Annotated in this window: 28 protein-coding genes; 9 read left to right on the forward strand and 19 right to left on the reverse strand. The window is 70.6% G+C overall.

Translation table 11 applies throughout. The annotated features are described in order from the left end of the window. Positions 1 to 33: 33 nt before the first annotated feature. From SD460_RS00710 to SD460_RS00735, 6 genes are all read right to left on the reverse strand, one after another. Positions 34 to 1209 (reverse strand): ABC transporter ATP-binding protein, encoded by a 1176-nt coding sequence (locus SD460_RS00710; protein ID WP_290051767.1) that lies wholly within the window; start codon positions 1207 to 1209, stop codon positions 34 to 36. A gap of 4 nt (positions 1210 to 1213) precedes the next feature. Continuing rightward, positions 1214 to 2053 carry a carbohydrate ABC transporter permease gene (locus SD460_RS00715; protein WP_290051765.1) on the reverse strand — a complete coding sequence of 280 codons (840 nt, stop codon included), beginning with the start codon at positions 2051 to 2053 and terminating at the stop codon, positions 1214 to 1216. Further along, positions 2053 to 3015, reverse strand: coding sequence for a carbohydrate ABC transporter permease (locus tag SD460_RS00720; protein ID WP_290051764.1), 963 nt, complete (start codon positions 3013 to 3015; stop codon positions 2053 to 2055). Before SD460_RS00720 ends, SD460_RS00715 begins: the two co-directional genes overlap by 1 nt. Next, on the reverse strand, positions 3012 to 4334 hold the full coding sequence (locus SD460_RS00725) for an ABC transporter substrate-binding protein (RefSeq protein WP_290051762.1): 1323 nt from the start codon (positions 4332 to 4334) through the stop codon (positions 3012 to 3014). The genes SD460_RS00720 and SD460_RS00725 overlap by 4 nt, the downstream gene beginning before the upstream one ends. Positions 4335 to 4591: 257 nt before the next feature. Continuing rightward, entirely contained in the window at positions 4592 to 5110 is a 519-nt protein-coding gene (locus SD460_RS00730) for a YflT domain-containing protein (protein WP_290051772.1), read from the reverse strand. Positions 5111 to 5680: 570 nt separating this feature from the next. Further along, positions 5681 to 6877, reverse strand: coding sequence for an acyl-CoA dehydrogenase family protein (locus SD460_RS00735; protein ID WP_290051760.1), 1197 nt, complete (start codon positions 6875 to 6877; stop codon positions 5681 to 5683). Between the two features lie 131 nt (positions 6878 to 7008). Between SD460_RS00735 and SD460_RS00740 the strand changes: the two genes are divergently transcribed. Then, positions 7009 to 7371, forward strand: a complete 363-nt coding sequence (locus tag SD460_RS00740; protein WP_290051758.1) for a DUF4190 domain-containing protein — start codon at positions 7009 to 7011, stop codon at positions 7369 to 7371. Positions 7372 to 7405: 34 nt separating this feature from the next. After that, the gene (locus tag SD460_RS00745) at positions 7406 to 8029 is read left to right on the forward strand and encodes a DUF4190 domain-containing protein (RefSeq protein WP_290051757.1); all 624 of its coding nucleotides are present in this window, start codon (positions 7406 to 7408) and stop codon (positions 8027 to 8029) included. Here the strand turns inward: SD460_RS00745 and SD460_RS00750 are convergent. Then, the gene (locus tag SD460_RS00750; protein ID WP_318305819.1) at positions 8026 to 8877 is read right to left on the reverse strand and encodes a slipin family protein; all 852 of its coding nucleotides are present in this window, start codon (positions 8875 to 8877) and stop codon (positions 8026 to 8028) included. The genes SD460_RS00745 and SD460_RS00750 overlap by 4 nt on opposite strands. Positions 8878 to 8968: 91 nt before the next feature. On the opposite strand from SD460_RS00750, the gene SD460_RS00755 reads away from it, so the two are divergent. From SD460_RS00755 to SD460_RS00770, 4 genes are read left to right on the forward strand one after another with little or no spacing between them, the layout of a single operon-like run. Next, entirely contained in the window at positions 8969 to 9880 is a 912-nt protein-coding gene (locus SD460_RS00755; RefSeq protein WP_290051755.1) for an aminoglycoside phosphotransferase family protein, read from the forward strand. Between the two features lie 10 nt (positions 9881 to 9890). Then, on the forward strand, positions 9891 to 11168 hold the full coding sequence (locus tag SD460_RS00760) for a magnesium transporter MgtE N-terminal domain-containing protein (RefSeq protein ID WP_290051753.1): 1278 nt from the start codon (positions 9891 to 9893) through the stop codon (positions 11166 to 11168). Beyond that, positions 11161 to 11670, forward strand: a complete 510-nt coding sequence (locus SD460_RS00765; RefSeq protein ID WP_290051752.1) for a DUF1003 domain-containing protein — start codon at positions 11161 to 11163, stop codon at positions 11668 to 11670. Before SD460_RS00760 ends, SD460_RS00765 begins: the two co-directional genes overlap by 8 nt. A gap of 10 nt (positions 11671 to 11680) precedes the next feature. Continuing rightward, positions 11681 to 12826 carry an Mrp/NBP35 family ATP-binding protein gene (locus SD460_RS00770; RefSeq protein ID WP_290051751.1) on the forward strand — a complete coding sequence of 382 codons (1146 nt, stop codon included), beginning with the start codon at positions 11681 to 11683 and terminating at the stop codon, positions 12824 to 12826. 49 nt (positions 12827 to 12875) lie between these two features. On the opposite strand, the gene tatB is transcribed toward SD460_RS00770, so the two are convergent. The 4 genes from tatB to sigE all read right to left on the reverse strand — a co-directional run bounded on the left by tatB (position 12876) and on the right by sigE (position 16732). Next, positions 12876 to 13286: a Sec-independent protein translocase protein TatB gene (gene tatB / locus SD460_RS00775; RefSeq protein WP_290051750.1), complete on the reverse strand. Its 411-nt coding sequence runs from the start codon at positions 13284 to 13286 to the stop codon at positions 12876 to 12878. Between the two features lie 78 nt (positions 13287 to 13364). After that, on the reverse strand, positions 13365 to 14882 hold the full coding sequence (locus SD460_RS00780) for a trypsin-like peptidase domain-containing protein (RefSeq protein ID WP_318305820.1): 1518 nt from the start codon (positions 14880 to 14882) through the stop codon (positions 13365 to 13367). A gap of 612 nt (positions 14883 to 15494) precedes the next feature. Then, positions 15495 to 16145: an anti-sigma factor family protein gene (locus SD460_RS00785; RefSeq protein ID WP_290051746.1), complete on the reverse strand. Its 651-nt coding sequence runs from the start codon at positions 16143 to 16145 to the stop codon at positions 15495 to 15497. Further along, a complete protein-coding gene (sigE, locus tag SD460_RS00790; protein ID WP_290051771.1) occupies positions 16142 to 16732 on the reverse strand; it encodes an RNA polymerase sigma factor SigE in 591 nt (196 codons plus the stop codon). The genes SD460_RS00785 and sigE overlap by 4 nt, the downstream gene beginning before the upstream one ends. Before the next feature lie 211 nt (positions 16733 to 16943). Between sigE and SD460_RS00795 the strand changes: the two genes are divergently transcribed. After that, positions 16944 to 17588: an O-methyltransferase gene (locus tag SD460_RS00795; protein ID WP_086865531.1), complete on the forward strand. Its 645-nt coding sequence runs from the start codon at positions 16944 to 16946 to the stop codon at positions 17586 to 17588. Between the two features lie 199 nt (positions 17589 to 17787). Here the strand turns inward: SD460_RS00795 and SD460_RS00800 are convergent, their stop codons facing one another. Beyond that, a complete protein-coding gene (locus SD460_RS00800; protein WP_318305821.1) occupies positions 17788 to 18972 on the reverse strand; it encodes an MFS transporter in 1185 nt (394 codons plus the stop codon). A gap of 50 nt (positions 18973 to 19022) precedes the next feature. Between SD460_RS00800 and SD460_RS00805 the strand changes: the two genes are divergently transcribed. Continuing rightward, positions 19023 to 19928, forward strand: a complete 906-nt coding sequence (locus SD460_RS00805; RefSeq protein ID WP_438860560.1) for a LysR family transcriptional regulator — start codon at positions 19023 to 19025, stop codon at positions 19926 to 19928. A 133-nt stretch (positions 19929 to 20061) separates the two neighbouring features. Here the strand turns inward: SD460_RS00805 and SD460_RS00810 are convergent, their stop codons facing one another. Together SD460_RS00810 and SD460_RS00815 are read right to left on the reverse strand one after the other, a co-directional pair. Next, positions 20062 to 21516, reverse strand: coding sequence for a leucyl aminopeptidase family protein (locus SD460_RS00810; RefSeq protein ID WP_318305822.1), 1455 nt, complete (start codon positions 21514 to 21516; stop codon positions 20062 to 20064). A gap of 90 nt (positions 21517 to 21606) precedes the next feature. Continuing rightward, complete coding sequence (locus tag SD460_RS00815) at positions 21607 to 21774, reverse strand: DUF3117 domain-containing protein (protein WP_013222969.1); 168 nt, start codon at positions 21772 to 21774, stop codon at positions 21607 to 21609. 198 nt (positions 21775 to 21972) lie between these two features. Here SD460_RS00815 and SD460_RS00820 point away from each other — a divergent pair, with 198 nt between their 5' ends. Further along, complete coding sequence (locus tag SD460_RS00820) at positions 21973 to 22767, forward strand: enoyl-CoA hydratase-related protein (RefSeq protein ID WP_290051731.1); 795 nt, start codon at positions 21973 to 21975, stop codon at positions 22765 to 22767. A gap of 41 nt (positions 22768 to 22808) precedes the next feature. Here the strand turns inward: SD460_RS00820 and SD460_RS00825 are convergent, their stop codons facing one another. The 5 genes from SD460_RS00825 to SD460_RS00845 are packed head-to-tail and all read right to left on the reverse strand — an operon-like array spanning position 22809 to position 25125. After that, positions 22809 to 23375 carry a DNA-3-methyladenine glycosylase I gene (locus SD460_RS00825; RefSeq protein WP_290051730.1) on the reverse strand — a complete coding sequence of 189 codons (567 nt, stop codon included), beginning with the start codon at positions 23373 to 23375 and terminating at the stop codon, positions 22809 to 22811. After that, positions 23368 to 23826, reverse strand: a complete 459-nt coding sequence (locus tag SD460_RS00830) for an SRPBCC family protein (protein ID WP_290051728.1) — start codon at positions 23824 to 23826, stop codon at positions 23368 to 23370. The genes SD460_RS00825 and SD460_RS00830 overlap by 8 nt, the downstream gene beginning before the upstream one ends. Then, entirely contained in the window at positions 23823 to 24146 is a 324-nt protein-coding gene (locus SD460_RS00835; RefSeq protein ID WP_290051727.1) for a DivIVA domain-containing protein, read from the reverse strand. The genes SD460_RS00830 and SD460_RS00835 overlap by 4 nt, the downstream gene beginning before the upstream one ends. After that, positions 24143 to 24811, reverse strand: a complete 669-nt coding sequence (locus SD460_RS00840) for a permease prefix domain 1-containing protein (RefSeq protein ID WP_290051725.1) — start codon at positions 24809 to 24811, stop codon at positions 24143 to 24145. Before SD460_RS00840 ends, SD460_RS00835 begins: the two co-directional genes overlap by 4 nt. Beyond that, positions 24808 to 25125, reverse strand: coding sequence for a helix-turn-helix transcriptional regulator (locus SD460_RS00845; protein ID WP_086681660.1), 318 nt, complete (start codon positions 25123 to 25125; stop codon positions 24808 to 24810). The genes SD460_RS00840 and SD460_RS00845 overlap by 4 nt, the downstream gene beginning before the upstream one ends. Positions 25126 to 25172: the final 47 nt, after the last annotated feature.

Raw genomic sequence — 25172 nt, forward strand, 5'->3', positions numbered from 1 at the left:
CCCGACTTGCCACTCACGACCGCGGCGGCAGACCTAGTCCTCGTACGTCAGGTTCTTGCCGTTCGAGGGGTCGAACAGCTTGATCTTGTCCGCGTCGTACCAGACCTCGAGGTCCACGTTCTCCGCCGCCGACGACTCGGCCGACAACCGGGCCACGATCTGGGATTCGCCGCCCGGGACGTCGGACGAACCGCTGTCCGCGGCCAGCTCCGCCAATTCCTCGGACGTCGCCGTCTCGCCCTCCAGCGTGAAGTGGGCGAACTTCTCCGAACCCATCGACTCGAGCACGTCGATGTGCGCGGTGAACGTCCCCCCGCCGCTCTTGTCGGCCACCAGCGCGGCGTCCTCGAAGTGCTCCGGCCGGATGCCGACGATCAGCTCACGCGGCGCGTCGGCCCGCTCCACCAGCCGGCGGACCCGGTCGGTCAACGGCGTCGTGCCCAGCGCCGACCGCAGCTCGTTGTTCTCCAGCGTCGCCGGGACGAAGTTCATCGACGGCGAACCGATGAACCCGGCCACGAACAGGTTCGCCGGGTTGTCGTAGAGGAACTGTGGCGAACCGATCTGCTGCACGTACCCCGCCCGCAGCACCACGACCCGGTCGCCCAGGGTCATGGCTTCGGTCTGGTCGTGCGTCACGTACAACGTCGTGGTGCCCAGCTGCTTCTGGATCTTCGACACCGACGTCCGCATCTGGCCGCGCAGCTTGGCGTCCAGGTTGGACAGCGGCTCGTCCATCAGGAACGCCTTCGGGCTGCGGACGATCGCCCGTCCCATCGCCACGCGCTGGCGCTGGCCACCGGAGAGGTTGGCCGGCTTGCGGTCCAGGTGCGCGGTCAGGTCGAGGATCGTCGCCGCTTCCTCCACCTTCGCCCGCACCGTCTTGTCGTCCACTTTGGCCAGTCGCAGCGGGAACGCCATGTTCTCCCGCACGCTCATGTGCGGGTAGAGCGCGTAGGACTGGAACACCATCGCGATGTCCCGGTCCTTCGGGGCCTTCTCGTTGACGCGCTTGCCGTCGATGCGCAGCTCACCGGAGGAGATGTCCTCCAGGCCGGCCACCATGTTCAGCGTCGTCGACTTCCCGCAGCCGGACGGGCCGACCAGGATGATGAACTCGCCGTCGGCGATGGTGATGTCCACTTCGGACACGGCGAGGGCGCCGTCGGGGTACTTCTTCGACACCTTGTCGAGCACGATCTCTGCCATAGCGCTACCCCTTCACCGCACCGGACGTCAGCCCCGCCACGATGCGACGCTGGAAGAACAAGACGAACACAATGATGGGAATGGTGATCACGACCGCGGCCGCGCTCACCTGCCCGGTCGGGTCCTCGAACTGCGAGGACCCGGTGAAGAACGACAACGCCGCCGGCACCGTGCGCGACGCCGTCGTCGACGTCAGCGAGATGGCGAACAGGAAGTCGTTCCAGCAGAAGATGAACACCAGGATCGCCGTGGTGAACACACCCGGCGCGGCCAGCGGCGCGATCACCTTCCGGAACGCCTGGGCCGGCGTCGCCCCGTCCATCTTCGCCGCCTTTTCCAGCTCCCACGGGATTTCCCGGAAGAACGCCGACAGCGTGTAGATCGACAGCGGCAGCGCGAACGTGATGTAGGGCAGGATCAGCCCCGGCCATGTGTCGAACAACGCCAGGTTCCGCTCGATGTTGAACAACGGCGTCACCAGCGACACCTGCGGGAACATCGCGATCAGCAGCGACAGCCCGACCAGCAGCTGCTTGCCGGGGAACTCCAGCCGCGCGATCGCGTACGCGGCCATCGTGCCCAGCACCACCGCGATCACCGTCGAGATGATCGCGATGCCGATCGAGTTGACCAGCGCCAGCAGGAACTCCGAGGTCTGGAAGATGTCCGCGTAGTTCTGCCAGGTCCACGACCGCGGGATGAAGTTCCCGTCGGTCAGCGTGTCCTTGGTCTTGAACGACAGCGAAACCACCCAGAGCACCGGCACCAGCGCGAACACCAGCACGAGGATGTCGACCAGGCCCCACCTGAGCTTGCGGCCCGTCGTGACGGTTCCCATCACCATCAGCGCTTACCCCCGTCGTCCGAACCCGGTGCGGCCGTGCCGAACACCTTGATGAAGACGAAGGCGATGATCGCCACGGTGATGAAGATCAGCACCGCCATCGTCGACCCGATCCCGAGGTTGAGCCCCTTGACCAGGTTGTTGTAGGTCTGCATGGAGACCGACCCGGTGTCCTGCGCGCCCGAGGTGAGCACGTAGATGTTGTCGAAGATGCGGAACGCGTCCAGCGTGCGGAACAGCAGCGCCACCAGGATCGCCGGCTTCATCACCGGCAGCATCACCTTGGTGAACCGCTGCCACGCGCTCGCACCGTCCATCGACGCGGCCTTGAGCAGGTCGTCCGGCACCAGCGCCAGGCCCGCCATCAGCAGCAGCGCCATGAACGGCGTGGTCTTCCACACCTCGGCGCCGATGATGATGAACAGCGACGGCCACTGCTCGGTCAGCGGTGCCGCGTCGGCGGCCAGCCAGTTCGCCAGGTAGCCGGTCTTCGGCGTCCACGCGTAGTACCACGAGAACGCCGCGACGACCGTGACGATGCCGTACGGGATCAGCGCGACCGTGCGCACCAGCCCGCGCCCGACGAGCGTCCGGTGCATCACCAGCGCCAGCGCCATGCCGAGGACGAACTCGATCGCCACCGACACCACGGTGAGGAACATCGTGGTGCCGAACGCGGTCCACCAGTACGAATTGGACAGCACGGCCCCGTAGTTGTCGAAACCGACGAACTCCTGCTGCGCCGGGAACCTGAGGTCGTAGCGCTGCAGCGACAGCCAGATCGAGTAGAGGATCGGGTAGCCGGTGACCGCGATCATCACGATGAACGCGGGCGCGCACAGCCACAGCCCGAGCCGCCGCTCGGCCTTCTTCCCCTCGGACAGGGCGGGCTTGCCCTTCTTGTGGGACACGGGTTCCTGAGCGGCGGTGGCCCCCGCGGTGGTCGGGTCCTGGACGGTCACGGGATCACTCCCTTCGACTGGAGCGCGTCGTTGAGCTGCTCGCGCAACTTGTCCGCGGTGACCTTCGGGTCGATTTCGCTCGGCGGGGAAAGGACCTTGGACATCACCGTCGACAGGTTCTGGTAGGCCGGGGTCAGCGGCCGCACCGCGGAGTCCTTGATGGCCGCGATGATGGAGTCGCGCATCGGGTACTTCAGCGCCATGTTCGGGTTGTCGGCGCTCGCCGGCTTCGACGGGTCGAGCGGCGCGTCGTTGTGGTACACCGACTCGATGGTCGGCGGGACACCGTCGTTGATCGCCGAGAACTTCTGGTTCTCCGCGTTGCGCAGGCACAGCGCCGCTTCGAACGCCTCGGGCTTGTGCGCCGAGAGCGAGCTGACGGCGAGGTCGTAGCCACCGATCGTGGTCTTCGCCGGCGTGCCCGCCTTCGCCTCGGGGTAGACGGCCCACTTCATGTGCGAAACGTCCTGCGGCTTTTCCTTGGCGTACGAGGCGTAGACGAACGGCCAGTTCAGCTCGAACGCGGCGTCACCGCGCTGGAACGCCTGCCGGACGTCGTCCTCCTTGGAGTTGGTCAGCGACGGGTCCGTGATCCCCGACGACGTGACCTCCTTCAGCAGCGCGAGCGCCTGCACCGCGCCGTCGTCCATCACGACGGACTTGCCGTCGTCGGAGACGATGTGCCCGCCCATCGAGTTGACGAGCGTGTTGTAGAAGACGACGAGGCCTTCGTACTGCGCGCCGGTGAAGACGATGCTGTACGGCTTGCCCGCCGCCTTCAGCTCCTTCGACTTGGCGATCATCTCCTGCCACGTCTTCGGCGGCGTCGGCGTGATCCGGTCGTCGTACCAGAGCAGCTGGACGTTGGTGTTCTTCGTCGCGGCGTAGAGCTTCCCGTCGTAGGTCGCCGTTTCCAGCGGCCCCTGCAGGACGCCCTGCGTGGCTTCGGCCTTGTTCTGTCCCGTCCACTCCTCGACCCAGCCGGCTTCGGCGAACTCCGAAACCCAGGTCACGTCGAGGCCGAGGACGTCCATCGCGGAGTCGCCGGCGGCGAGCCGCCGGGCCATCTGCAGGCGCTGGTCGTCCGCGCCGCGCTGCAGTTTGTTGTAGACGATCTCGTACTTCCCGCCGGCCGCCGCGTTGCAGTTGTCGACGACTTTCTGGAAGCTGTCTTCGGGCGCGTAGTAGACGTTGATCTTCAGGCCGCCACCCGATCCGCAACCGGCCAGCAGACCGGTCACCAATGCCCCTGCCCCCAGCAGGACCGCGGCACGGCCGGGCGAGCGTCCCCGTTCGCCCGCGCCGATCCTCTTCCCCATAAGGCCTCCTCACCCGCGTGCACGCCGGTTACCGCGGTACCCGGTGGGCACCGCGACGCGATGAGGCGAACCGCGCCAGCACCCCGACGTGCTAGTGCTCGGGCCGCCGCGCTGGTTGGGCGAGGCCGCCCGACTGGTGTCGGACAACTTATGCCGGGCGATCACACCCCGCAAGCAGTATCGGTAACGATTCAGCCCACCGCGCGCCGAATCGTGATTTTTCCCTGGTAGAGGCGGAGTTTATAGGGGGTCGGACGCTAGGGGCTCGGCTTGAGCGCGAGCTTGGCGAGCAATTCGCGCCCCTGTTCGGCGGAACGCGGCTGGCACAGGACGTCGTACCGGCCGGCGACGAGCTGGCTCGCCGAGGAGAAGTCCCGCCGCCGCCCCCGCGACATGCTGTACCCGATGGCGGCGAACATCATCCCGGACAGCACGCCGAGCACGAGGCCGGTGAGCACCTGCAGGAAGAAGCCCTGGCTGACGAACAGCCCGAGCAGCAGCCCGGCGAAGATGCCGAACCAGGCGCCGGACACCGCGCCGGTGGCGAGCACGCGGCCCCAGGACAGCTTCCCGATGACGCGCTCGACGAGCATCAGGTCGACGCCGACGATGGTGACGTCGGAGACCGAGAACTCGCTCTCGGCGAGGAAGTCGACGGCCTGCTGCGCCTCGCCGTAGGTCGCGTACGACCCGATCGGCCAGCCGGTCGGCGGAGTCGGCAGCCGCGGCAGGCCTTGGGACGCCCGGCCCCCGCCGAAGGGACTACTCACCATCATCACCTGCGCACTCGTGGTCTCGGGCGTCCATCTTGTCAAGAAGGCCGGAACCGTGCGAGCCGCTTACCCCGAAAGGCCGGACCGCGTGGGACTTCGCCGAGCGAACCGGCGGCCAGCGACGCGAATCGAGCAGGAGATCACCAGACCTCCCCCGCCCCTCGTCCTCGCCGCCCTTCAGTCGGCGGTCGAGCTTGTCAAGGCACGCTTTCCCGCCTTGACAAGCTCGACCGGCGGCTGAAAACTCCGCGAGGAGGGGCGGGGGATGTCGAGGCCGCCACCTTTGGGCGAAAAGATGTCCTCGCCGGACAGGCAGGCTCTGGGATGACCTGCCGTCCCGCTGCTCACCCACCTTGCGCGGTGGGTCGCTGGGTGGTCATCCCGTCGCCTGAGCGAGGCCTATCACTTTGAGCCGGGCCCGCAAGCTTGCGTTGTTCTCTCGCGTTGGTCTCTGTGTTGCGGGCCCGGCTCAAAGTGATTTGACGGCCTCAGGCGACGGGATGACCACCCAGCTCTTTTTCAAGCCCGTGGAGGTCCATTTGTCGACACGGCGACAATCGCCGTCCGGGTAACTCAGCTCCGTGACTTGTACTCCCGCAGCAGGCCGCGGCTGATGATCGTCTTCTGGATCTCGCTCGTGCCCTCGCCGATCAGCAGGAACGGGGCCTCGCGCATCAGGCGCTCGATCTCGTACTCCTTCGAGTACCCGTAGCCGCCGTGGATGCGGAACGCGTCCTGCGTGACCTCCGCGCAGTACTCCGACGCGATCAGCTTCGCCATCCCGGCCTCGACGTCGTTGCGCTCGCCCGAATCCTTCAGCCGGGCCGCGTTCACCATCATCAGGTGGGCCGCTTCGACCTTGGTCGCCATCTCCGCGAGCTTGAACGCCACGGCCTGGTGCTCGGCGATCGCCTTGCCGAACGTCTTGCGCTGCTGGGCGTACTCCACCGCCAGCTCGAACGCGCGGATCGCGATGCCGCACGCCCGCGCCGCGACGTTCACGCGGCCGACCTCGACACCGTCCATCATGTACGCGAACCCGCGGCCCGGGGCCTCGCCGAGGACCATGTCGGCCCCGATGCGGTAGCCGTCGAAGACCGCTTCGGTCGTGTCGACGCCCTTGTAGCCCATCTTGTCGATCTTGCCGGGGATGGTCAGGCCCGGCGCCACCTCGCCGAAGCCCTCGGGCTTCTCGACCAGGAACGTCGTCAGGTTCTGGTGGGCCTTCTCGGCCCCTTCGTCCGTCTTGACGAGCAGCGCGATCAGGTTGGACGAGCCGCCGTTGGTCAGCCACATCTTGGAGCCGTCGATGACGTAACCGTCGCCGTCGCGGCGGGCGCGGGTCTTGATCGCGGCGACGTCCGAGCCGAGGTCCGGTTCCGACATCGAGAACGAGCCGCGGACCTCGCCGGTGGCCATGCGCGGGAGGAAGTGCTGCTTCTGCGCTTCCGTGCCGTGGCGGGAGATCATGTGCGCCACGATGAAGTGGGTGTTGATGACGCCGGAGACGCTCATCCAGCCCCGCGCGATCTCCTCGACGACCAGCGCGTAGGTCAGCAGCGACTCGCCGAGCCCGCCGTACTCCTCCGGGATCGTGATCCCGAACAGGCCCATCTCCTTCATGCCCTCGACGATGTCCGCCGGGTAGGTGTCGGCGTGTTCGAGCTCCTGTGCGTGCGGGATGACCTCCTTGTCCACGAACTGGCGGACGGTGGCGAGGATCTCCGACTGCACGTCGGTGAGGCCGGCGGTCTGGGCGAGACGGGCCATCACGGCTCCCTTTCCGGAATACGACGCCGCTCCCGGCGCTGGGTTACCGGTGAGTATGACCGGAAAAGCCGGACCCTGCTATGAGGGCGCTCACGATTCCCGCCGTAGAGTGCGGCGCGGAGGGGAGCACCATGACTTATCCGCAGGACCCGAACAATCCGTACGGTCAGCAATATGGCCAGCAGTACGGCTACCAGCAGCCCGGCTACCCGCAGTACCCCGGTTACCCGGGCGGCTACCAGCCCCCGGTGGAGGGCTCCGGCCTCGCCGTCGGGTCGCTGGTCTGCTCGATCCTCGGGCTCGTCCTCTGCTTCGCCGTCGGCATCGCGGGCATCATCATGGGCCACATCGCCTACGGCAAGGCCAAGCGCGGCGTCGCCGACGGCCAGGGCCTCGCGCTGGCGGGGATCATCATCGGCTACTGCGCGGTCGCGCTGAACATCGGGCTGTTCGCCTTGTTCATCGGGATCGGCGCGTTCAGCGGCTGGCGCTAGCCTTGGCTTCCCGCACGCACCGAGGGGACCCGTCATGACCGACCCGTCCGGGGACAAGGACCGCCCGGCCACCGACCCGACCGTGGCCTACGACCCGCCGCCCGCCGCGGACACGACGTCGTACGAGCCGGAGAAGTACGACCCGCCGGCCGGCGACGCGACGATCGCGGACACCACCGTCGCGGAACCGGCGGCCACCCAGTCGCCCGCCGCGCCGGAGCCGGAGCAGCCGGGTCCGCTGCCGCCCGGCTCGTTCGAGACGCCGGCCGCGCACATCCCCGGCACGCCCTACGCCGCGCCGGGCCAGCCGCAGCCGGTGTACGCGCCGCCCGCGTACCCGCCGCCGCCGTACCCGCCGTACCAGTCGTACGTGACGCCGCCGCAGTACCCGCAGCCGTACGGGGTTTCGGCGCGCGGGCAGGACAACGCGCTGGCGATCGGCGCCCTGGTCTGCTCGATCCTCGGCTTCTGCTCCGGCATCACGGCGATCGCCGGCCTGGTCATGGGCCACATCGCGCTGAGCAAGACGAACCGCGGTGAAGCGGGCGGCCGCGGCCTGGCCACGGCCGCCGTGATCGTCGGCTACGTCGTCGTCGCGCTCTGGGTCGGGTTCTTCACCACCCTGATCGTGCTGAGCGCGAACGGGCAGCTGAACTAGTCCGGCAGCACCGCGTCGCCGGGGGCCCGCGGCGCCGGGGTCGCGTGACCGTTCACCTCCGGCTTCGCCTCGGCCGGCGGCTCCGGCGGCGCGGGCTTCGGCGTCTGCGCGTCCAGGAACCGCAGGAGCTCCACCGGGAACGGCAGCACCAGCGTCGAGTTCTTCTCCGACGACACCTGCACGACGGTCTCCAGCAGCCGCAGCTGCAACGCCGACGGGGTGTCGGCCATCGTCGCCGCGGCCTGCGCGAGCTTGTGCGACGCCTGCAGCTCGCCGTCGGCGGAGATGACGCGCGCGCGCCGTTCCCGCTCCGCCTCGGCCTGGCGCGACATCGAGCGCTTCATCGCCTCCGGCAGTGCGACGTCCTTGATCTCGACGCGGTCGATGTGGATGCCCCAGTCCAGCGCCGGGCTGTCGATCATCAGCTCCAGGCCCTCGTTGAGGCGCTCGCGGTTGGAGAGCAGGTCGTCGAGCTCGCTCTTGCCGATGATCGAGCGCAGCGACGTCTGCGCGACCTGGCCGACCGCCGACCGGTAGTCCTGGACGTTGACCGCGGCGACGACCGGGTCGATGACCTTGAAGTAGACGACCGCGTCGACCCGGACGGTGACGTTGTCGCGGGTGATGCCGTCCTGGGCGGGGATCGGCATGGTGACGATCTGCATGTTGACCTTCTGGATGCGGTCCATGAACGGCACCAGCACCGCCAGCCCCGGCTCCCGCACCTTCGCCCGCACCCGGCCGAACCGGAAGACGAGTCCGCGTTCGTACTGCTTGACGACGCGCACGCTGGCCGCGAGCCAGGCTCCACCCGCGACGACGACGGCGCTGAGGATCTCCACCACCATGGCTGCTCCCGGGGTTGCGTTTCCCCTGAAAGCCCAGCGTACGCCCGCCGCGACCAGGACGAAACGCGCTGGACGGGACTGCCAGGCTGAGGTGGTGACCGATCTTCGCGTTCCGCCGCTCTTCGCCGCCCGCGCGCCCCGGGTGCTCGGCCCCGAGGCCGTCCCCTGGCTCGCGGACCTACCCCGGCTCGCCGCCCGGTACGCCCGCCGGTGGGGCCTGACGTTCGAGGGCGAGGCGATGCACGGCTACGTCGGCGTGGCGCAGCCGGCACGCCTGCCCGACGGCACGCCGGTGGTGCTGAAGCTCGGCTGGCGCGACGAAGAGTCGGCGGACGAGCCCCTCGCACTGTCCACATGGGCCGGTCGGGGTGCGGTGCTGCTGCTGGACTCCGCGCCGGCCGACGGCGTCCTGCTGCTCGAACGGCTCGACGCGGACCACACCCTGGACGACCTCCCGCTGCGCGAAGCGATCCCGCTCATCGGCGGTCTGGCGCGCCGGCTTGCCGTGCCCGCGCCGCCGTCGCTGAAGCGGCACCTGCGCACCGAAGCCGCGGAGCTGGCCGAAGAGCTGCCCCGCCGCTGGGCCGAGCTCGGCGAGCCGTTCGAGCGGCGGCTGGTCGACGACGCCGTCGCGCTCTGCCGCGAGCTCGGGCCGGACGCGGGTGAGCTGCTGGTGAACGAGGACCTGCACTTCGAGAACGTCCTCGCCGGCACGCGCGAACCGTGGCTGGTGATCGATCCCAAGCCCTTGGCGGGCGACCTCGAGTGGGGTGTCATCCCGTTGTTCTGGAACCGCTTCACCGAGTCCACACTGGACGAACGGTTCGCGCTGATCGTCGCTTCGCACGAACTGGACGCTTCGAAGGCACGGGCGTGGACGCTCGTGCGAGCCGTGCAGAACTGGATCTGGATGGTCGAAGAGCTCGACGAGACCGGCGAAGACAGCGACGACCCGGCGTTCGTCACAGTGGCGGAAATCGCCCCCTGGGCAGCCAGCCGATAGTGTCAGCGGCATGGCCGCGGTCAACAGGGTTTTCGCAGCTCAGCTGTCCGGGTTGCCGGTATTCGGCCCGGACGGCGAGTCGATCGGCCGGGTTCGCGACCTGGTCGCCGGGCTGCGCCTCGACGCGCAGCCGCCGCGGATCCTCGGCCTCGTCGTCGAGCTGAGCACGCGGCGGCGCGTCTTCGTGCCGATGCTGCGGGTCACCGCGATCGAGCCGACCGCCGTGACGCTCGCCACCGGCTCGGTCAACATGCGCCAGTTCGTCCAGCGGCCCAACGAGGTGCTGGTGCTCGGCCAGTTGCTCGACGCGCACGCCGCCCTCACCGCGTCCGGCACGCGCATCACCGTCGTCGACGCCGGGATGGAGCCGACCCGCACCCGTGACTGGGTGCTGGCCAAGCTGGCCATCCGGGAGCGGCGGGGCGGGCTGGGCCGCCGCCGTTCGGCGATGCAGGTGCTGCCCTGGTCGGAGGTCTCCGGGCTGGGCCTGGCCGACCTCGGCGCGCAGCCGCAGGGCGCCGGCCAGCTGCTCATGCTGTTCGACACCATGCGGCCGGCCGACATCGCCGCGACCGTGCGCGACCTGCCGCTCAAGCGGCGCCACGAGGTCGCCGACGCGATGGACGACGAGCGCCTCGCCGACGTCATCGAAGAGCTGCCGGACGACGACCAGAAGGAGCTGCTGGCGTACCTGGCCGAGGAGCGCGCCGCCGACGTCCTGGAGGCGATGAACCCCGACGACGCGGCCGACCTGCTGGCCGAGCTCGCCCCGGCCGACCAGAGCCGGCTGCTGGAACTGATGGAGCCGGAGGAGTCGGCGCCGGTCAAGCGGCTGCTGAAGTACTCGTCCGACACCGCGGGCGGCCTGATGACGCCGGAGCCGGTCGTGCTCACCCCGGACACGACGATCGCGGAGGCGCTGGCCCACATCCGCAACCCCGAGCTGCCCCCGGCGCTGGCCAGCATGGTGTTCGTCTGCCGCCCGCCGACCGCGACGCCGACCGGGCGCTACGTCGGCGTCGTCCACTTCCAGCGGCTCCTGCGCGAGCCGCCGGCCGAACTGGTGGCCAGCGCCGTCGACACCGGGCTGCCCCCGCTGAAACCGGAGGCCTCGCTGGCCGAGGTCACGCGGTACTTCGCGGCCTACAACCTGACCTGCGGGCCGGTCATCGACGCCGAGGACCACCTGATCGGCGCGGTGACCGTCGACGACGTCCTCGACCACCTGCTGCCCGAGGACTGGCGCGAGACCGGCCTGCACGACACCTTGGAGGAACACCGTGCCTGAGCCGACTTCGGGACGGCGGCTCGACCAGCCCCGCGGCCAGAACCGGTTCAGGCTGAACATCGACCCCGATTCGTTCGGCCGGTTCACCGAGCGGATCGCGCGGTTCCTCGGCACCGGGAAGTACCTGTTCTGGCAGACGCTGATCGTGATCGTCTGGATCGTGCTGAACCTGGCGGCGGTGTCGCTGCGCTGGGACCCGTACCCGTTCATCCTGCTCAACCTGGCGTTTTCGACGCAGGCGGCGTACGCGGCGCCGCTGATCCTGCTCGCGCAGAACCGGCAGGACGACCGCGACCGCGTCTCCCTGGAGGAGGACCGGAACCGGGCACTGCAGACGAAAGCCGACACGGAATACCTGGCCCGGGAGCTGGCGGCGCTGCGGCTGGCGGTCGGCGAGGTGGCCACGCGGGACTACCTGCGCAGCGAGCTGGACCGGCTCCGGGAGGACCTTTCCGTGAAGCCCAGGAAGGCCAAGGCGGACCGGGGCGCTACCGGTACGTAACATGGGCGGGGTGACCAGTACGCAGCAGCTCCCCAGCGTCGACGACGTCCGCAGCGCGCTGAAGAGCGTGCAAGACCCGGAGATCCGCAAACCCATCACGGACCTGGGGATGGTCAAGGACGTGGTCGTCGGCGACGACGGCGTCGTGACGGTCGGGATCTACCTGACGGTCGCGGGCTGCCCGCTGAAGGCGACGCTGACCAACGACACGAAGGAAGCCGTCTCGAAGCTCCCCGGCGTCGCGGACGTGCGCGTCGAGCTCGACGTCATGAGTGACGAACAGCGCTCCGAGCTGCGGAAGTCGCTGCGCGGGGACGCGGCGGAGCCGGTGATCCCGTTCGCGCAGCCGGGCTCGATGACCCGCGTGTACTGCGTGGCCTCGGGCAAGGGCGGCGTCGGCAAGTCGTCGGTCACGGTGAACCTGGCCGCGGCGATGGCCGCGCGGGGCCTGTCGGTCGGCGTCGTGGACGCGGACATCTACGGCCACTCGATCCCCCGCATGCTGGGCGCGCGCGAGAAGCCGACCAAGGTCGACACGATGATCATGCCGCCGCAGTCCCACGGCGTGAAGGTGATCTCGATCGGCATGTTCACCCCGGGCAACACCCCGGTGGTGTGGCGCGGCCCGATGCTGCACCGCGCGCTGCAGCAGTTCCTCGCCGACGTGTTCTGGGGCGACCTCGACATCCTGCTGCTGGACCTGCCGCCGGGCACCGGTGACATCGCGATCTCGGTGGCCCAGCTGATCCCGAACGCGGAGATCCTGGTCGTCACGACCCCGCAGCAGGCGGCGGCCGAGGTGGCCGAGCGCGCGGGCGCGATCGCGCTGCAGACGCGCCAGCGCGTGGCGGGCGTCATCGAGAACATGTCGTGGCTGGAGCAGGCCGACGGCTCCCGGCTCGAGCTCTTCGGCGCCGGCGGCGGCCAGACGGTGGCCGACTCGCTGACGAAGTCGATCGGCTCCGAGGTCCCGCTGCTCGGCCAGGTCCCGATGGACCCGCGGGTGGTCGCCCAGGGCGACGCGGGCACACCGATCGTGCTGTCCGAGCCGGAGGCGCCCGCGTCGGCGGTGCTGAACGACGTCGCGAAGAAGCTTTCGGTCCGGGCCCGCGGCCTGGCGGGGATGATGCTGAACGTGACGCCGGCCGGCCGCTGATCTTCCTGCCGGACACTGAAGGCCACCCCGCGGGGTGGCCTTCAGTGCGTCAGGTGGCGTCCGGGTCGATCGGGGGGCGCTCCCCCGGCTTCAGCGGCTCCGGCTGGGACTGGGTCTGCCCGACCGTCGTGCCGTTCGAGCCGTTGGTTCCGTTGGTCCCGTTCGTGATGCCCTTGAGGCCGAGCGGGTCCGCGTCGCCGTCGAAGAGGTGCTGGGTCACCACGCGCTTGGGGTCGAAGTTGCGCAGCCCGCGCAGGTCCTCGAGGGGTTTGCGGAGCTGGTCGAACTCCGGGCCCATCTCCTCGCGCAACTGCTCACGCGCACCCGTCGCGAAGTCGCGGACCTTCTTCACGCTCTTCGCCAGCCAGGACGCCGCCTCGGGGAGGCGTTCCGGGCCGAGGATGAAGAGACCGGCGATGATGAGGACGAGGATTTCGCCCCACCCGACGCTGTCGAACACCAGTCAACCTCCGCAGCTGAACCTACCCGCCCAGGGTACCCGCAGCCCGCCGTGCGCCGGCAGGCCGAACGCGGGAACTCAGTCGGAAGCCAGGGTTACGTCCACGACGAAGCTCGCGCCATCGCGGGCCAGTGACACCGGGACCACTTCGCCGACGTCGTGGGCGCGGACCGCGACCGTCAGTTCCGCGGAGTCGCGGACCAGCCGGTTGCCGATCTTCGTGATCACGTCGCCCTCCTTGATGCCCGCGTTGGCGGCCGGGCCGCCGGGGGCGACGTTCTTGACCTGCGCGCCCATCGTGGACGAGCCGGCGACCGTCGACGACGCGTTGATGCCGATGTCCGCGTGCTGGACCTTGCCGTCCTTGATCAGCGACTTCGCGATCTTGATCGCGTAGTCGCTCGGGATGGCGAAGCCGATGCCGATGCTGCCGCCGTCCGCGCTGGACGAGCGGATCGACGAGTTGATGCCGACCAGCGCACCGGTGGAGTCGACGAGCGCGCCGCCCGAGTTGCCGTGGTTGATCGCGGCGTCGGTCTGGATGGCTTCGTAGGTGACCGGCGGGGCGCCGCTGTCGCCGCCCGCGGTGATCGGCCGGTTCAGCGCGCTGACAATGCCCGCGGTGACGGAGTTCTGCAGCGCCAGCGGCGAGCCGATCGCCATCACGGTGTCGCCGACCTGCAGGTCGGCGGACTTGCCGATCTGCAGCACGGTCGGGTTGGTGACGTTCACCTTCACGACGGCGAGGTCGGTCTTCTGGTCGGCGCCGACGAGCTTGGCCTCGGTGCGGGTGCCGTCGACGAAGATCGCGGTCACCTTGACGCCCGGGTCCGCGGCGGCGGAGGCGATGACGTGCTCGTTGGTGAGGATGTAGCCCTGCGGGTCGATCATCACGCCGGAGCCCTGCTCACCGGACTCGGCGCCGGGCTTGAAGACCTCGAGTGAAACGACGGCAGGCGCGACGCGCTTGGCGATCTCCGCCACCGAACCGGCCGGACGCTCCTTCGCGGCCTCGGCTTCGGAGATCGTCGCGGACCCGGTGAGCTCGGTGCCGGTGTCGGCGACCCACCAGCCGACGAGGCCGCCGGCCGCGCCGACGAGCAGCGCGACGACGCCGAGCAGAGCCAGCGCCTTCGGCTGCACGCGACGTCCGAAGAGCAGCTCGGGCAGGCTGAGCAACGCTCCCGGCGGCCGTTTGGCGGGCTTTTCCTCTTCCTCGGCGGGCATCGCGGGCCCGGCCAGCACGGCCCCGGCACCCGGATCGCGCCACGGGTCGCTCGTGCTGTGCCAGAGCGGCGGATCGGCTTCCTTCGGGTCACCGGTGGCTTCCCGCGGCCGCTCGAGCAGCACACCCTCGGCCCCAGGCGGCCGCCGGAAGGCTTCGGCGAGCGACTCGGGCGCGGGCGGCGCGAGGTTGACGCCGTTGGCCTTCTGCGGGCTGTAGAGCTTGTCGAACGCCCCGTCGACCCCCTGCGGCCGCCCGAACACGGCGGCCTGGGCCGGATCGACGGCGGGCCGCGCGAGCGGCCGCGGACCCAGCCTGTCGGCATCACGCGCGCCGGGCTGCTCGGGATTCACGTTCGGCTCGGTCATCATTCCCCGGTGCAGAAGAAGATCAGGTGGCTGGGCGTGACGATACCCAAGCCCAGTGCTCCGAGTCTGCCGGTCCGGCGGTGAAGTGGCTGTTTCTTGGGCTACGGCGGGGAGGGGCGACGCTCACCGGATGTCTTGAATGACTCATTCCTGTCGCCGGAGGACAGGGTCCCGGCAAAGTCGCGTGTGCGCGATCGGCCGGATCCGCCGCGATGTTGTGAACGACCCGTTCACGACGCTCGGGCCACCGATCCCCGGACGCCACCTCCCGCACACCGAGCGGCTTGCCGAAGGCGGCGTCGCGAATGACTCATTCGGGACCTCCAAAGCCGCCAATGACTCATTCGCGACCTCGCTCGAACTGCCCACTCCGCCTGCCGGCGGTGAAGCGAGCCGAGGCCGGCGACTTTGCCGGGACCCTGTCGCCGGAGGACTTGAATGAGTCATTCAAGACACCCCGAGACCCGCCGGGCCCGGACACGACCTTGCCGGCCCCCGCGCGAGGTCCTGAATGAGTCATTCAGGGCACTGGGCTGATCCGCGGCGGCCCGCCCGCTCCGGACACGACGAAGGCCGCCACGGGGGGGTTCCTCGCGACGGCCTCGGTCAAGCTGTTCAGCGGATGCCGGCGGGTACCGCGGCGGGTGACGTGCTCACCGGGATCGACTTCGGCGCCGGCTGCGGGGGCACCGCCAGCTGGGCCGGGAGCAGGTTCGCCGGCTGCGGTGCGCCGCCGCCCTGCTCGGGGCTGCCGTCGCCGTCCGCGGACGTGCCGACCAGCGCCAGCGCGCTCAGCACCAGGCCGGACACGACGACACCCGCGCCCTGGGCCGCGCGGCGCTTGAAGCGGCCGCCGCCGAGGACGTTCGGGGACTGGCCCAGCGGAGCCGACGACCCCAGCGGCGCCACGCCGCCCAGCACGCCGGAGTCACGCAGGCCCGCGACCCGGTCGGGGCGCTGGACCGCGACCAGCTGGCCGTCGGCCGTGATCGCCAGGTTGTCCGGGGTGCCCGGCAGCTCCGTGTGCTGCGGGATCGACTGCAGGCTCGCCAGGAACCCCGCCGACATCGAGGGGGCGCCGGCGTGCCGGATCGCGTCGACCGCCTGCCGCTGGGCGCGGACCTCGGCCGCGCACGCCTGGCAGCGCGTGATGTGCGACGCCGCGCGGTCGCGGGCGCCGTGCGAAAGCTCTCCGTCCACGAACGCCACCACGACGTCCGGCAGCAAGTGCGACTCGGGGAGTCCCCAGCCTCGCGGTGCGGTCATACCGACACCTTCGCAGACTCCGGTGCGTAAGCGCGCCGTCGCTCGAGCGAAGCGCGCAACGCCTGGCGGCCGCGGTGGATCCGGCTGCGGACGGTGCCCAGCTTGACACCGAGCGTCGCGCCGATCTCCTCGTACGACAGGCCCTCGACGTCACACAGCACGACCGCGGCGCGGAACTCCGGGGGCAGCTCGTCGAGCGCCGCCTGCAGGTCGGGGTCCAGGTGGGTGTCCGTGTAGACCTGCTCGGGGCTCGGGTCGTCGCCCACGATGCGGTCGGTGTCCTCGGGCAGGCCTTCCATCCGCACGCGCGAGCGGCGGCGGGCCATGTCCAGGAAGAGGTTGGTGGTGATCCGGTGCAGCCAGCCCTCGAACGTGCCCGGCTTGTACGACGCCAGCGAGCGGAAGACCCGGATGAAGGTCTCCTGCGTCAGGTCCTCGGCGTCGTGGGTGTTGCCGGTCAGGCGGTAGGCGAGCCGGTAGACCCGGTCGCCGTGTTCGCGCACGACCTCGTCCCAGGACGGCGGCGTCCAAGTCGCCTCGTCCAGGGTCACCGGCTGAGCCCCGGCGTCGGCAACGGCGTTCTGCATGGCGGGAGCAGGCACCTCCATCTGCGTCTCTCCTGTCTGCTCCACCCAACGCGGGCCTCGGCCACGGTGTTCCCGTGTGTCTGGATTTCAGTCTGTCGGGGTTCCTTATGGTTCTAGTGAGACTGGACTGAGAGCAGGCTGAGAAGTTCTTCCCGGGTGCTTACCCGGGAGCCTGCGAGGATTTATCGACAACCAACGCTAACCTCCGTGCGTGAACACGCCCACCCCTGCGGCCGCGCCGGCCGATTCCGGGTTCGTCGACGGGTACCTGCCCGACGACGAAGTGCTGTCTTCGGCGCGCGCACGGGCCGAAGACCTGGGCTGCGTCCCGCTCAGCGCGGGCGCGGGCGCGACGTTGCGCTTCCTGGCCGCGACGCTGCGGGCGAAGGCGGTCGTCGAGGTCGGCACGGGCGCCGGCGTCAGCGGGCTGAGCCTGCTGCGCGGCATGGCCCCCGACGGCATCCTGACCTCGATCGACGTCGAGCCGGAGTACCAGCGGGCCGCGCGCGCGACGTTCCGCGAGGCCGGCTACGCGCCGGGCCGCACGCGCCTGATCATCGGGCGGGCGCTGGACGTCCTGCAGCGGCTCACGCCGGGCGGGTACGACCTGGTGTTCGTCGATTCCGCGCACATCGAGTACCCGGGGTGCTACGAGCTGGGCGTGTCGCTGCTGCGGCGGGGCGGGATCATCGCGTTCCACAACGTGCTGGCGGGCGGCCGGGTGATCGACCCGTCCCACCGCGACCCGGAGACGCTGGCGCTGCGCGAGGTGGCGCGAGCGTTCCGCGAGGACGACCGCCTGGTCCCGGCGTTGCTCCCGGTGGGCGGCGGGCTGCTGGTCGCGGCCGCGATCTGACTCAGCTGTCCACAACCTCGCGAGCCTGTGCACAACTCGCGTTTGCTCCGCCAAGGTCGCGAATGACTCATTGGGGACCTCGGAGGTCCCCAATGAGTCATTCGCGACACCACAGCAGCCAGCACCACCCGACCTCAGCGGCAACACCGGCCCGAAAGCGCCATGAACGATCCGTTCACGACGTGCCCGCCGCTCCGGATCAGCTCGCCACCAGCTCCCGCCGCGCCACCCGGACCCGCGTCCCGGCGCCGACCGCCGCCACCGCGAGCAGCAGCCAGGCCACCACCACCGCGATCAGCCACGGCCAGCCCTCGTGGCCGTACACCCACGCGCCGGCCGCGCCGCCGACGCTGCTGCCCAGGTAGTACGTCGCCGTGTACATGCCGCCGACCTGGCCGCGCGCGTTCTCGGGGGCGTCGGCCGCCGCCCAGCCGTTCGCGACCGCGTGCGCGGCGAAGAACGCGCAGGTCAGCACCAGGAACCCGGCGATGACCAGCGGCAGGGAGTCGGGCAGCGTCAGGGCCGCGCCGGCCGCCGTCAGCAGCAGGGCGCCGATCACCGCGCGGCGGCGGCCGACGCGTGCGACCAGGCGGCCGGCCGCGGCCGAGGACACCGAGCCGGTCGCGTAGGCGAGGAACACCAGCGACGCGACCGCCGGCGACAGGTCCAGCGGGTCGCCGGTCAGCCGGAAGCCGGCGGCGTTGTAGAGCGCGACGAACGAGCCCATCGCGAGCAGCGCGACCGCGTACTGCGCGAGCAGCACCGGCTTGCGCACCGCCGTGACCAGCCCCTGCCCGACCGCGCGGAGCTGGGCGTTCCCCCGCGGGCGCGTGCCCGGCGGCAGCGTCACGACGGTGATCGCCGAGCACACCGCGCCCACCCCCGCGACGACGAACAGCGCGCCGCGCCAGCCGAGCGGGCCCGCGGTGAACCCGCTGGCGAGCCTGCCGAGCATGCCGCCGATGGTGTTGCCGGCGATCATCGCGCCGACCGCGGCGGCGACACCCGCGCGGCCCAGGCGTTCGGCCAGGTAGGCGGCCGCGACGCCGGGGAAGCCGGCGATCGCGATCCCCTGCAGCGCGCGCAGGACGAGCAGTGCCGGGTACGTCGGCATCAGCGGCAGCAGCAGCCCGAACACGACCGACGCGATGACGGACGTCAGGATCACCGGCCGTCGTCCGACCACTTCCGACAGCGCGGCGATCGGCAGGACGGCGATGGCGAGCGCACCGGTCGCGACGCTGACGGCGAGCGCCGCGCCGCCGGGGTCCAGGTGGTACTGCGCGGCGAGCTGCGGCAGCACCGGCTGCGGCGCGTAGAGCAGGGCGAAGGAGGAGATCCCGGCCGCGGCGACGGCGATCTTGACTCGGCGCGTGGAAGTCACCCTCCGAAAGTAAGCAGAGCTAACCAATACGTCCAATGCGTTCACCTGGCATGATTCATGCGGTGACGTATGACTCGCTGTCAGCCCAGGTCGCACCGCACCTGCCGCTGCTGGCCGCCCTGCGGAAGACGAGGAACATCACACGCGCGGCCGAGCTGCTGGGCGTCCCGCAACCGACGGTCAGCCGCCGGCTCGCGGCGCTGGCGGACGCGCTGGGCGCGCCCCTGACGGTGCCGGACGGCCGCGGGATCCGCCTCACCCGCGCGGCGGACCTGCTGGCCGAAGCGGCGGAGCGCGGCCTGGCGGCGCTCGACACCGGCGTCCGGCTGGCGCGGGAGGAGGTGTCCCCGGAGTCGGGTCTGGTGGTGCTCGGGTTCCTGCACCTGCTCGGCCGGTCGCTGGTGCCGTCCCTGCTGCGCGGCCACCGGGCGCGGTACCCGGGCGTGCGGTTCACGCTGGTCCAGGGCTCGCGGCAGGAGATGATCGACCGCCTGGCGGGCGGCGAGCTGGACCTGGCCCTGCTGGCGCCGCTGCCGTCGGTGCCCGCGCTGGCGTCGGCGGGCCTGGTCGAGGAGGAGATCCTGCTGTCGGTGCCGGCGGGTCACCCACTGGCCGGCCGGCGCTCGGTGCGGGTCGCGGAGCTGGCGGACGAGGAGTTCGTGCTGCTGGAGCAGGGTTACGGCGTGCGGACGTTGACGGACGAGCTCTGCGCGGCGGCGGGGTTCACCCCGCGCATCGCGTTCGAGGGCCAGGAGTCGGACACGGTCCGCGGCCTGGTGGCGGCGGGCTTGGGGGTGGCGCTGCTGCCGCGGTTCGGCCCGGGCAGCCCGGCGGGGGTCGCGGAGGTGCCGCTGTCGCCGCCGCCGTACCGGACGATCGGGCTGGCTTGGCGGGCGGAGGAGCCGATGACCCCGGCGGTGAACGGCTTCCGCGACCACGTGCTAGCCGGGATTTGAGCCCCCATCCCCCGCCGGACAGCCCCCGCCCAACCCTGGGGGGCGTCCCTGCTCCAGCCTATCGGCACCCACCGACGAACCCGGCCGCGAACAGCAGGTTGTCCACACCCCAGCCGGGTTGTGGACAAACCCCTCAGCCCAGGGAAGCCGCCAGCTCCACCAGTGTTCGGGCCGCGAAGCCCGTTGCTCCCGGGACCACCTCGTCGTAGTTCTTCTCCGACCGTGCCGGTCCCGCGATGTCCAGGTGCGCCCACGGGAGCCCGGACGTGAACTCACGCAGGAACAGCGCCGCCGTGATGCTGCCCGGGCCTCCCGGCGTCTGGCGGACGTCGCCGAACTCGCCGCGGACGTTGTCCGCGTAGTCCTCCACCAGGGGCATGCGCCACCACGCCTCGCCCACCCGCGCGCCCGCCGCGACGACCGCCGTGGCCAGCGCGGTGTCCGAAGCGAACAGACCGCCCGTCCGCAGGCCCAGCGAGACCTTCATGGCGCCCGTCAGCGTCGCCGCGTCGACCACGTAGTCCGGGCTGAACCGGCGGATGCCGTACGCCAGCGCGTCCGCCAGGACCATGCGGCCCTCCGCGTCCGTGTTCGACACCTCTGTGGTCTTGCCGCCGTAGTGGCGGACGATGTCGCCTGGCCGGTACGCCGAGCCCGACACGTGGTTCTCCGCCGCCGGCACCAGCGCCGTCACGCGGATCGGCAGGCCCAGCGCCGCGATCGCGCGGGTGGCGGCGATCACCGCCGCGCCGCCCGCCATGTCCGTGCGCATCAGGTGCATGCCGTCGGCCGGCTTGATGGACAGGCCGCCCGTGTCGAACGTGATGCCCTTGCCCACCAGGAGCAGGTGCTTCGCGGCCCCCGACGGCTTGTACGACATTTCGATCAGGCGCGGCGGACGGGCCGAGCCGCCGCCGACCGCCACGACGCCGCCGAAGCCCTGCGTCGTCAGCCACTTCTCGTCGCGGACCGTCACCTCGACACCCGGTCCGGCCACCTTGGACGCGGTGTCCGCCAGCCACGCCGGGCTCTTCACGTTCGACGGCGTGTTCGCCAGGTCGCGGGTCAGCGCCGTCGCCGCGGCCAGTGCCGAAGCGCGGGCGACCAGCTCGCCGAAAGCCGGGTCCGCGGTCACGAGCCGCACCGTCCGCACCGACGGCTTCGGGTCCTCACCGGACACCTTGAAGCGGTACCCGCCCAGCAGCAGCCCGAGCGCCAGCTCGGTCACGTGCTCGCCGGACGCCTCTTCCGGCAGCGCCACCTGCACCGCGCGGAAGGCCTTCCCCCCACCGTCGACGTCCTCCGCCAGCGCCGCGTTCACCGCGCGGACCAGCGCCGCGCCGGTCTTGCGGTACTGCTTCGGCTCGCCGTCGCCGAGGCCCGCGACCCAGCGGGGACCGTCGCCGGGGATCGCCTGCACGTCGCCCGCTTTGCCGGTGATCCGGATGCCGCCGACCTCGAGCGGCTCGGACTCGACGTCGTCCGCCGGCGCGGTCACGAGCCGGGCCGTCGGGGTGCCGCGGCGGAGCTCCGCCGCCACCTCGATGTCGAGCAGACTGGTCGGAACGGGGGGTAGCGGATTACGCACAGTGAGCAACCTCCGGGCGCTGAGGAACCGCGACCCCGGCCTCCGAAGGGAGACCGGGGTGCGACGGAAGGACGGTTCGAGGGAGGCTTGCTAGCCCGTGACCTCCGCCAGTGCGGCGCCGAGGTCCTTCGCTTCTTCCGCGGAAAGTTCGACGACGAGTCGCCCACCGCCCTCGAGCGGTACGCGCATCACGAGGCCCCGCCCCTCCTTAGTCACTTCGAGGGGACCATCTCCGGTCCGGGGCTTCATGGCCGCCATAGCGTGCTCCCTCCGTCTCAACCGGCGCGCCCGGGTCGCGCTCGCGTGAAAGCCAGCCGGGTCTGGTGTCCATTGTCCCTCATCAGCGGCCGGGCGCATCAGCGGACCGATCATTTGCCGCTGTATCGGTGCTGGTATGCGGCCCGGGAGAGGTGGAAGACTCTCGGCCGACCGAAGTTTTCCGCGCAAGGAGAAGACGTGACCACATCCGACGTCCTGCTGATCGCCGACGCCGAAGGGGTGCGCACCCTCACCCTCAACCGGCCGCAGGCGTACAACTCGCTGACCGTCGAGCTGAAGGAAGCACTGCTCGCGGCGCTGCGGGCGGCGGCGGGCGACGAAGCCGTCCGCGCGGTGGTGCTGACCGGGTCCGGCAAGGCGTTCTGCGCCGGCCAGGACCTGAAGGAACACGTGGGGCTGCTCCAGGCGGGTGACCCCGCCCCGCTACAGACGGTGAAGGAGCACTACAACCCGATCGTCAAGGCGATCGTGGACATGGAGAAGCCGGTCATCGCGGCCGTCAACGGCACCGCCGCGGGCGCCGGGGCCGCCTTCGCCTACGCCAGTGACCTGCGGATCGCCGCCGAATCGTCGTCGTTCCTGATGGCCTTCGCCAACGTCGGGCTCGGCCCGGACTCGGGTGCGTCGTGGACGCTGCAGCGGCTGGTCGGCTACGGCCGCGCCGCCGAGCTGATGCTGCTGGCCCGGACCGTCGACGCCGCCGAGGCGCTGCGGCTCGGCCTGGTCGGCGAGGTCGTGCCGGACGAGGAACTCCCGGCCCGCGCCCAGAAGATCGCGGCGAAGCTGGCGAACGGGCCGACCGTGGCCTACGCGAAGATCAAGGGCGTGCTCAACCTGGCCGCGCAGTCGACGTTCGACGAGGCCCTCGCCGCGGAGGACGCCGCCCAGGCCGCCCTCGGCGCGACCGCCGACCACACCGAGGCCGTCGAGGCCTTCGTCGGCAAGCGCAAGCCGAACTTCCAGGGCAAGTAACGCTCGTGAGTGTTTAGTCGGGTTCTAACCCGACTAAACACTCACGAGCCGGCGCGGAAGCAGCCCTGGACGTGGTCGTCGACCATGCCGGTCGCCTGCATCAGCGCGTAGCACGTGGTCGGGCCGAGGAAGACGAACCCGCGCTTCTTCAGCTCCTTGGCCATCGCCTTGGACTCGTCCGTGATCGCCGGGACGTCGGCCATCGTCTTCGGACGGCGATGTGAAGAAGGCGCGAACGACCACAGCAGGTCGTCCAACGGCGTGTCCAAAGCACCGATCGCCTGCGCGTTCTTGATCGCGGCCAGAATCTTGGCCCGGTTCCGCACGATCGACGCGTCCTGCATCAGCCGCTCGACGTCGGCGTCGCCGAACTTCGCCACCTGCGCCGGCTTGAACCGCTTGAACGCCTTCCGGAAGTTCTCGCGCTTGCGCAGGATCGTGATCCACGACAGTCCCGACTGGAACGACTCGAGGCACAGCCGCTCGTACAGCTCGTCCTGCCCGTGGAGCGGCACGCCCCACTCCTCGTCGTGGTAGGCCACGTAGTCCGGGGCCGAATTGCCCCAGCTGCACCGCGGGACGCCGTCGGTGCCGAACAGCTCAGTCATCCCCACCCACCGAATAGTCCTCCGCGAACCGCGCGAACCGCCGCAGCGACTGGCGCACGCCCAGCGCGAACGCCGGCCGCACCAACGGCCAGCCGAGCCGGCCCAGCGGCCCGAACGGCAGCCGCAGGTGCTCGGCCCAGACGAACGTCGAGCGCGTCGCGCCCTTCGGCACCACCTGGAACACGCCGGTGCCCTGCACGACGCTGCCGAGGTGCCGGACGGCGCACCGCACCGGCGGCTCCCAGCTCGTGATCTCCATCTTGTCCGTGAACCCGATGCCGGCCACCCCGGTGAACGCCGACAGGCGCGACCCGACGCTGCGGCCGTTGCCCTCGACGACCTCCACCTCGGTGCCGAGCATCCACTCGCCCTGGCGCGTCCAGTCGGTGAGCGCGAGCCAGGTCGTCCCGGCCGGCGCGCGCACGTCGACCGACAGGATCAGATCCGTCACTGGGCGCCTTCGGGCGAACTCTCCCGTTCGCGTTCGCGCTGTTCCAGCTCGCCGACCCGGGCGCGCAGCTCGTCGAGCTCGACGCCGAGGCGCCGCAGCACCCAGTCCACTTCGGACATCTTGTAGCCGCGCAGCACCAGCTGGAAGCGGACCTCCGTCAGGTCCTCGCCGGTGATGTCCTCGGCGGGCAGCCGCGTCGGCGAGCTGCCCGGCGGCAGCGGGGCGAGCTCCTCACCCCGGCCGAAGACCACGGCGGCGAGCAGGAACACCACGGCGGCCACCAGCAGCATGACTACGAGGTAGATCAGCGCGGTCGTCACGCGACGATCGTGGCATACCCACCCCAGGATCGTCTCGCGAGCACGACGAGCCGCAGCGAAAGCAGCACCCAGGCGACCATCAACAGGGCGCACGGGACGCTCAGGAACAGCCTCGACGCGTCGACGAACCCGGTCGCGCCGATCAGCAGCCCGACCGACGCCAGGTTGACGCCGACCGCGACCGCGATGAGGCTGCCGCAGAACCGCGCGAGCCCGGTGCCGTCCAGGCGGCGGCTCAGCCAGCGGATGCCGAGCAGCGCGAGCACGCCGATCACCGGCACGACGAACACCGCGCCGTGGGTGACGTGCGTGACGACCTTGTACCACTCCGGCGTCGGCGTCGAGATCTTCGTCCACTCGCCGAAGGTGAGGATCCGGGCGTAGTCCCACGCGATCTGCATCGCCGGGACGCCGATGACGAGCTTCCACAGCGTCCGGACACCGCTGAGCATGCCGAGCTCGGCCTGGTAGTCGCGGGCGACGACGGCGGGCGGGCCGAAGTCGGCGACGGCGCGGCGCTCGGCGTCCTCCTCGCTCCAGCCGCCCGCGCGGTACGCGTCCGCGGCGTCGTGCAGGCCGTCCCGCGCCTCCCCCAGCAGGTCGGCCTTGAACCGGCCGCAGCCGTGCAGTCTGCGGTCCAGATCCCCCAGGTATTCGTCGATCATGTCCCCAGCACTCCCCCGATGACCGTGGTGAACTCCCGCCACTCGGCGCGTTCGGCGGCCAGTGCCTGCTGGCCGGAGCGGGTGAGCCGGTAGGTGCGCCGCTTGCGGCCGGAGACGACGTCCCACTCGCTGGCCAGCCAGCCGGCCCGTTCGAGCCGGCGCAGCGCCGGGTAGACGGTGCCGGTCGGCAGGTCGAGCGCGCCGTCGCTGCGCAGCTGGAGCGCCTCGATGATCGCGTAGCCGTGCAGCTTCCGGCCGTCGAGCACGGCCAGGAGCAGCGCGTCGAGGTGCCCGCGCAGGGTATCCGCCTTCATAGGTACGCAGTCTACGCATCCCCACCCCGGAGAGGCTATTGCCCGGG

The organism is Amycolatopsis solani (genome assembly GCF_033441515.1).
In the GTDB taxonomy this organism is placed as follows: Bacteria; Actinomycetota; Actinomycetes; order Mycobacteriales; family Pseudonocardiaceae; genus Amycolatopsis; species Amycolatopsis solani.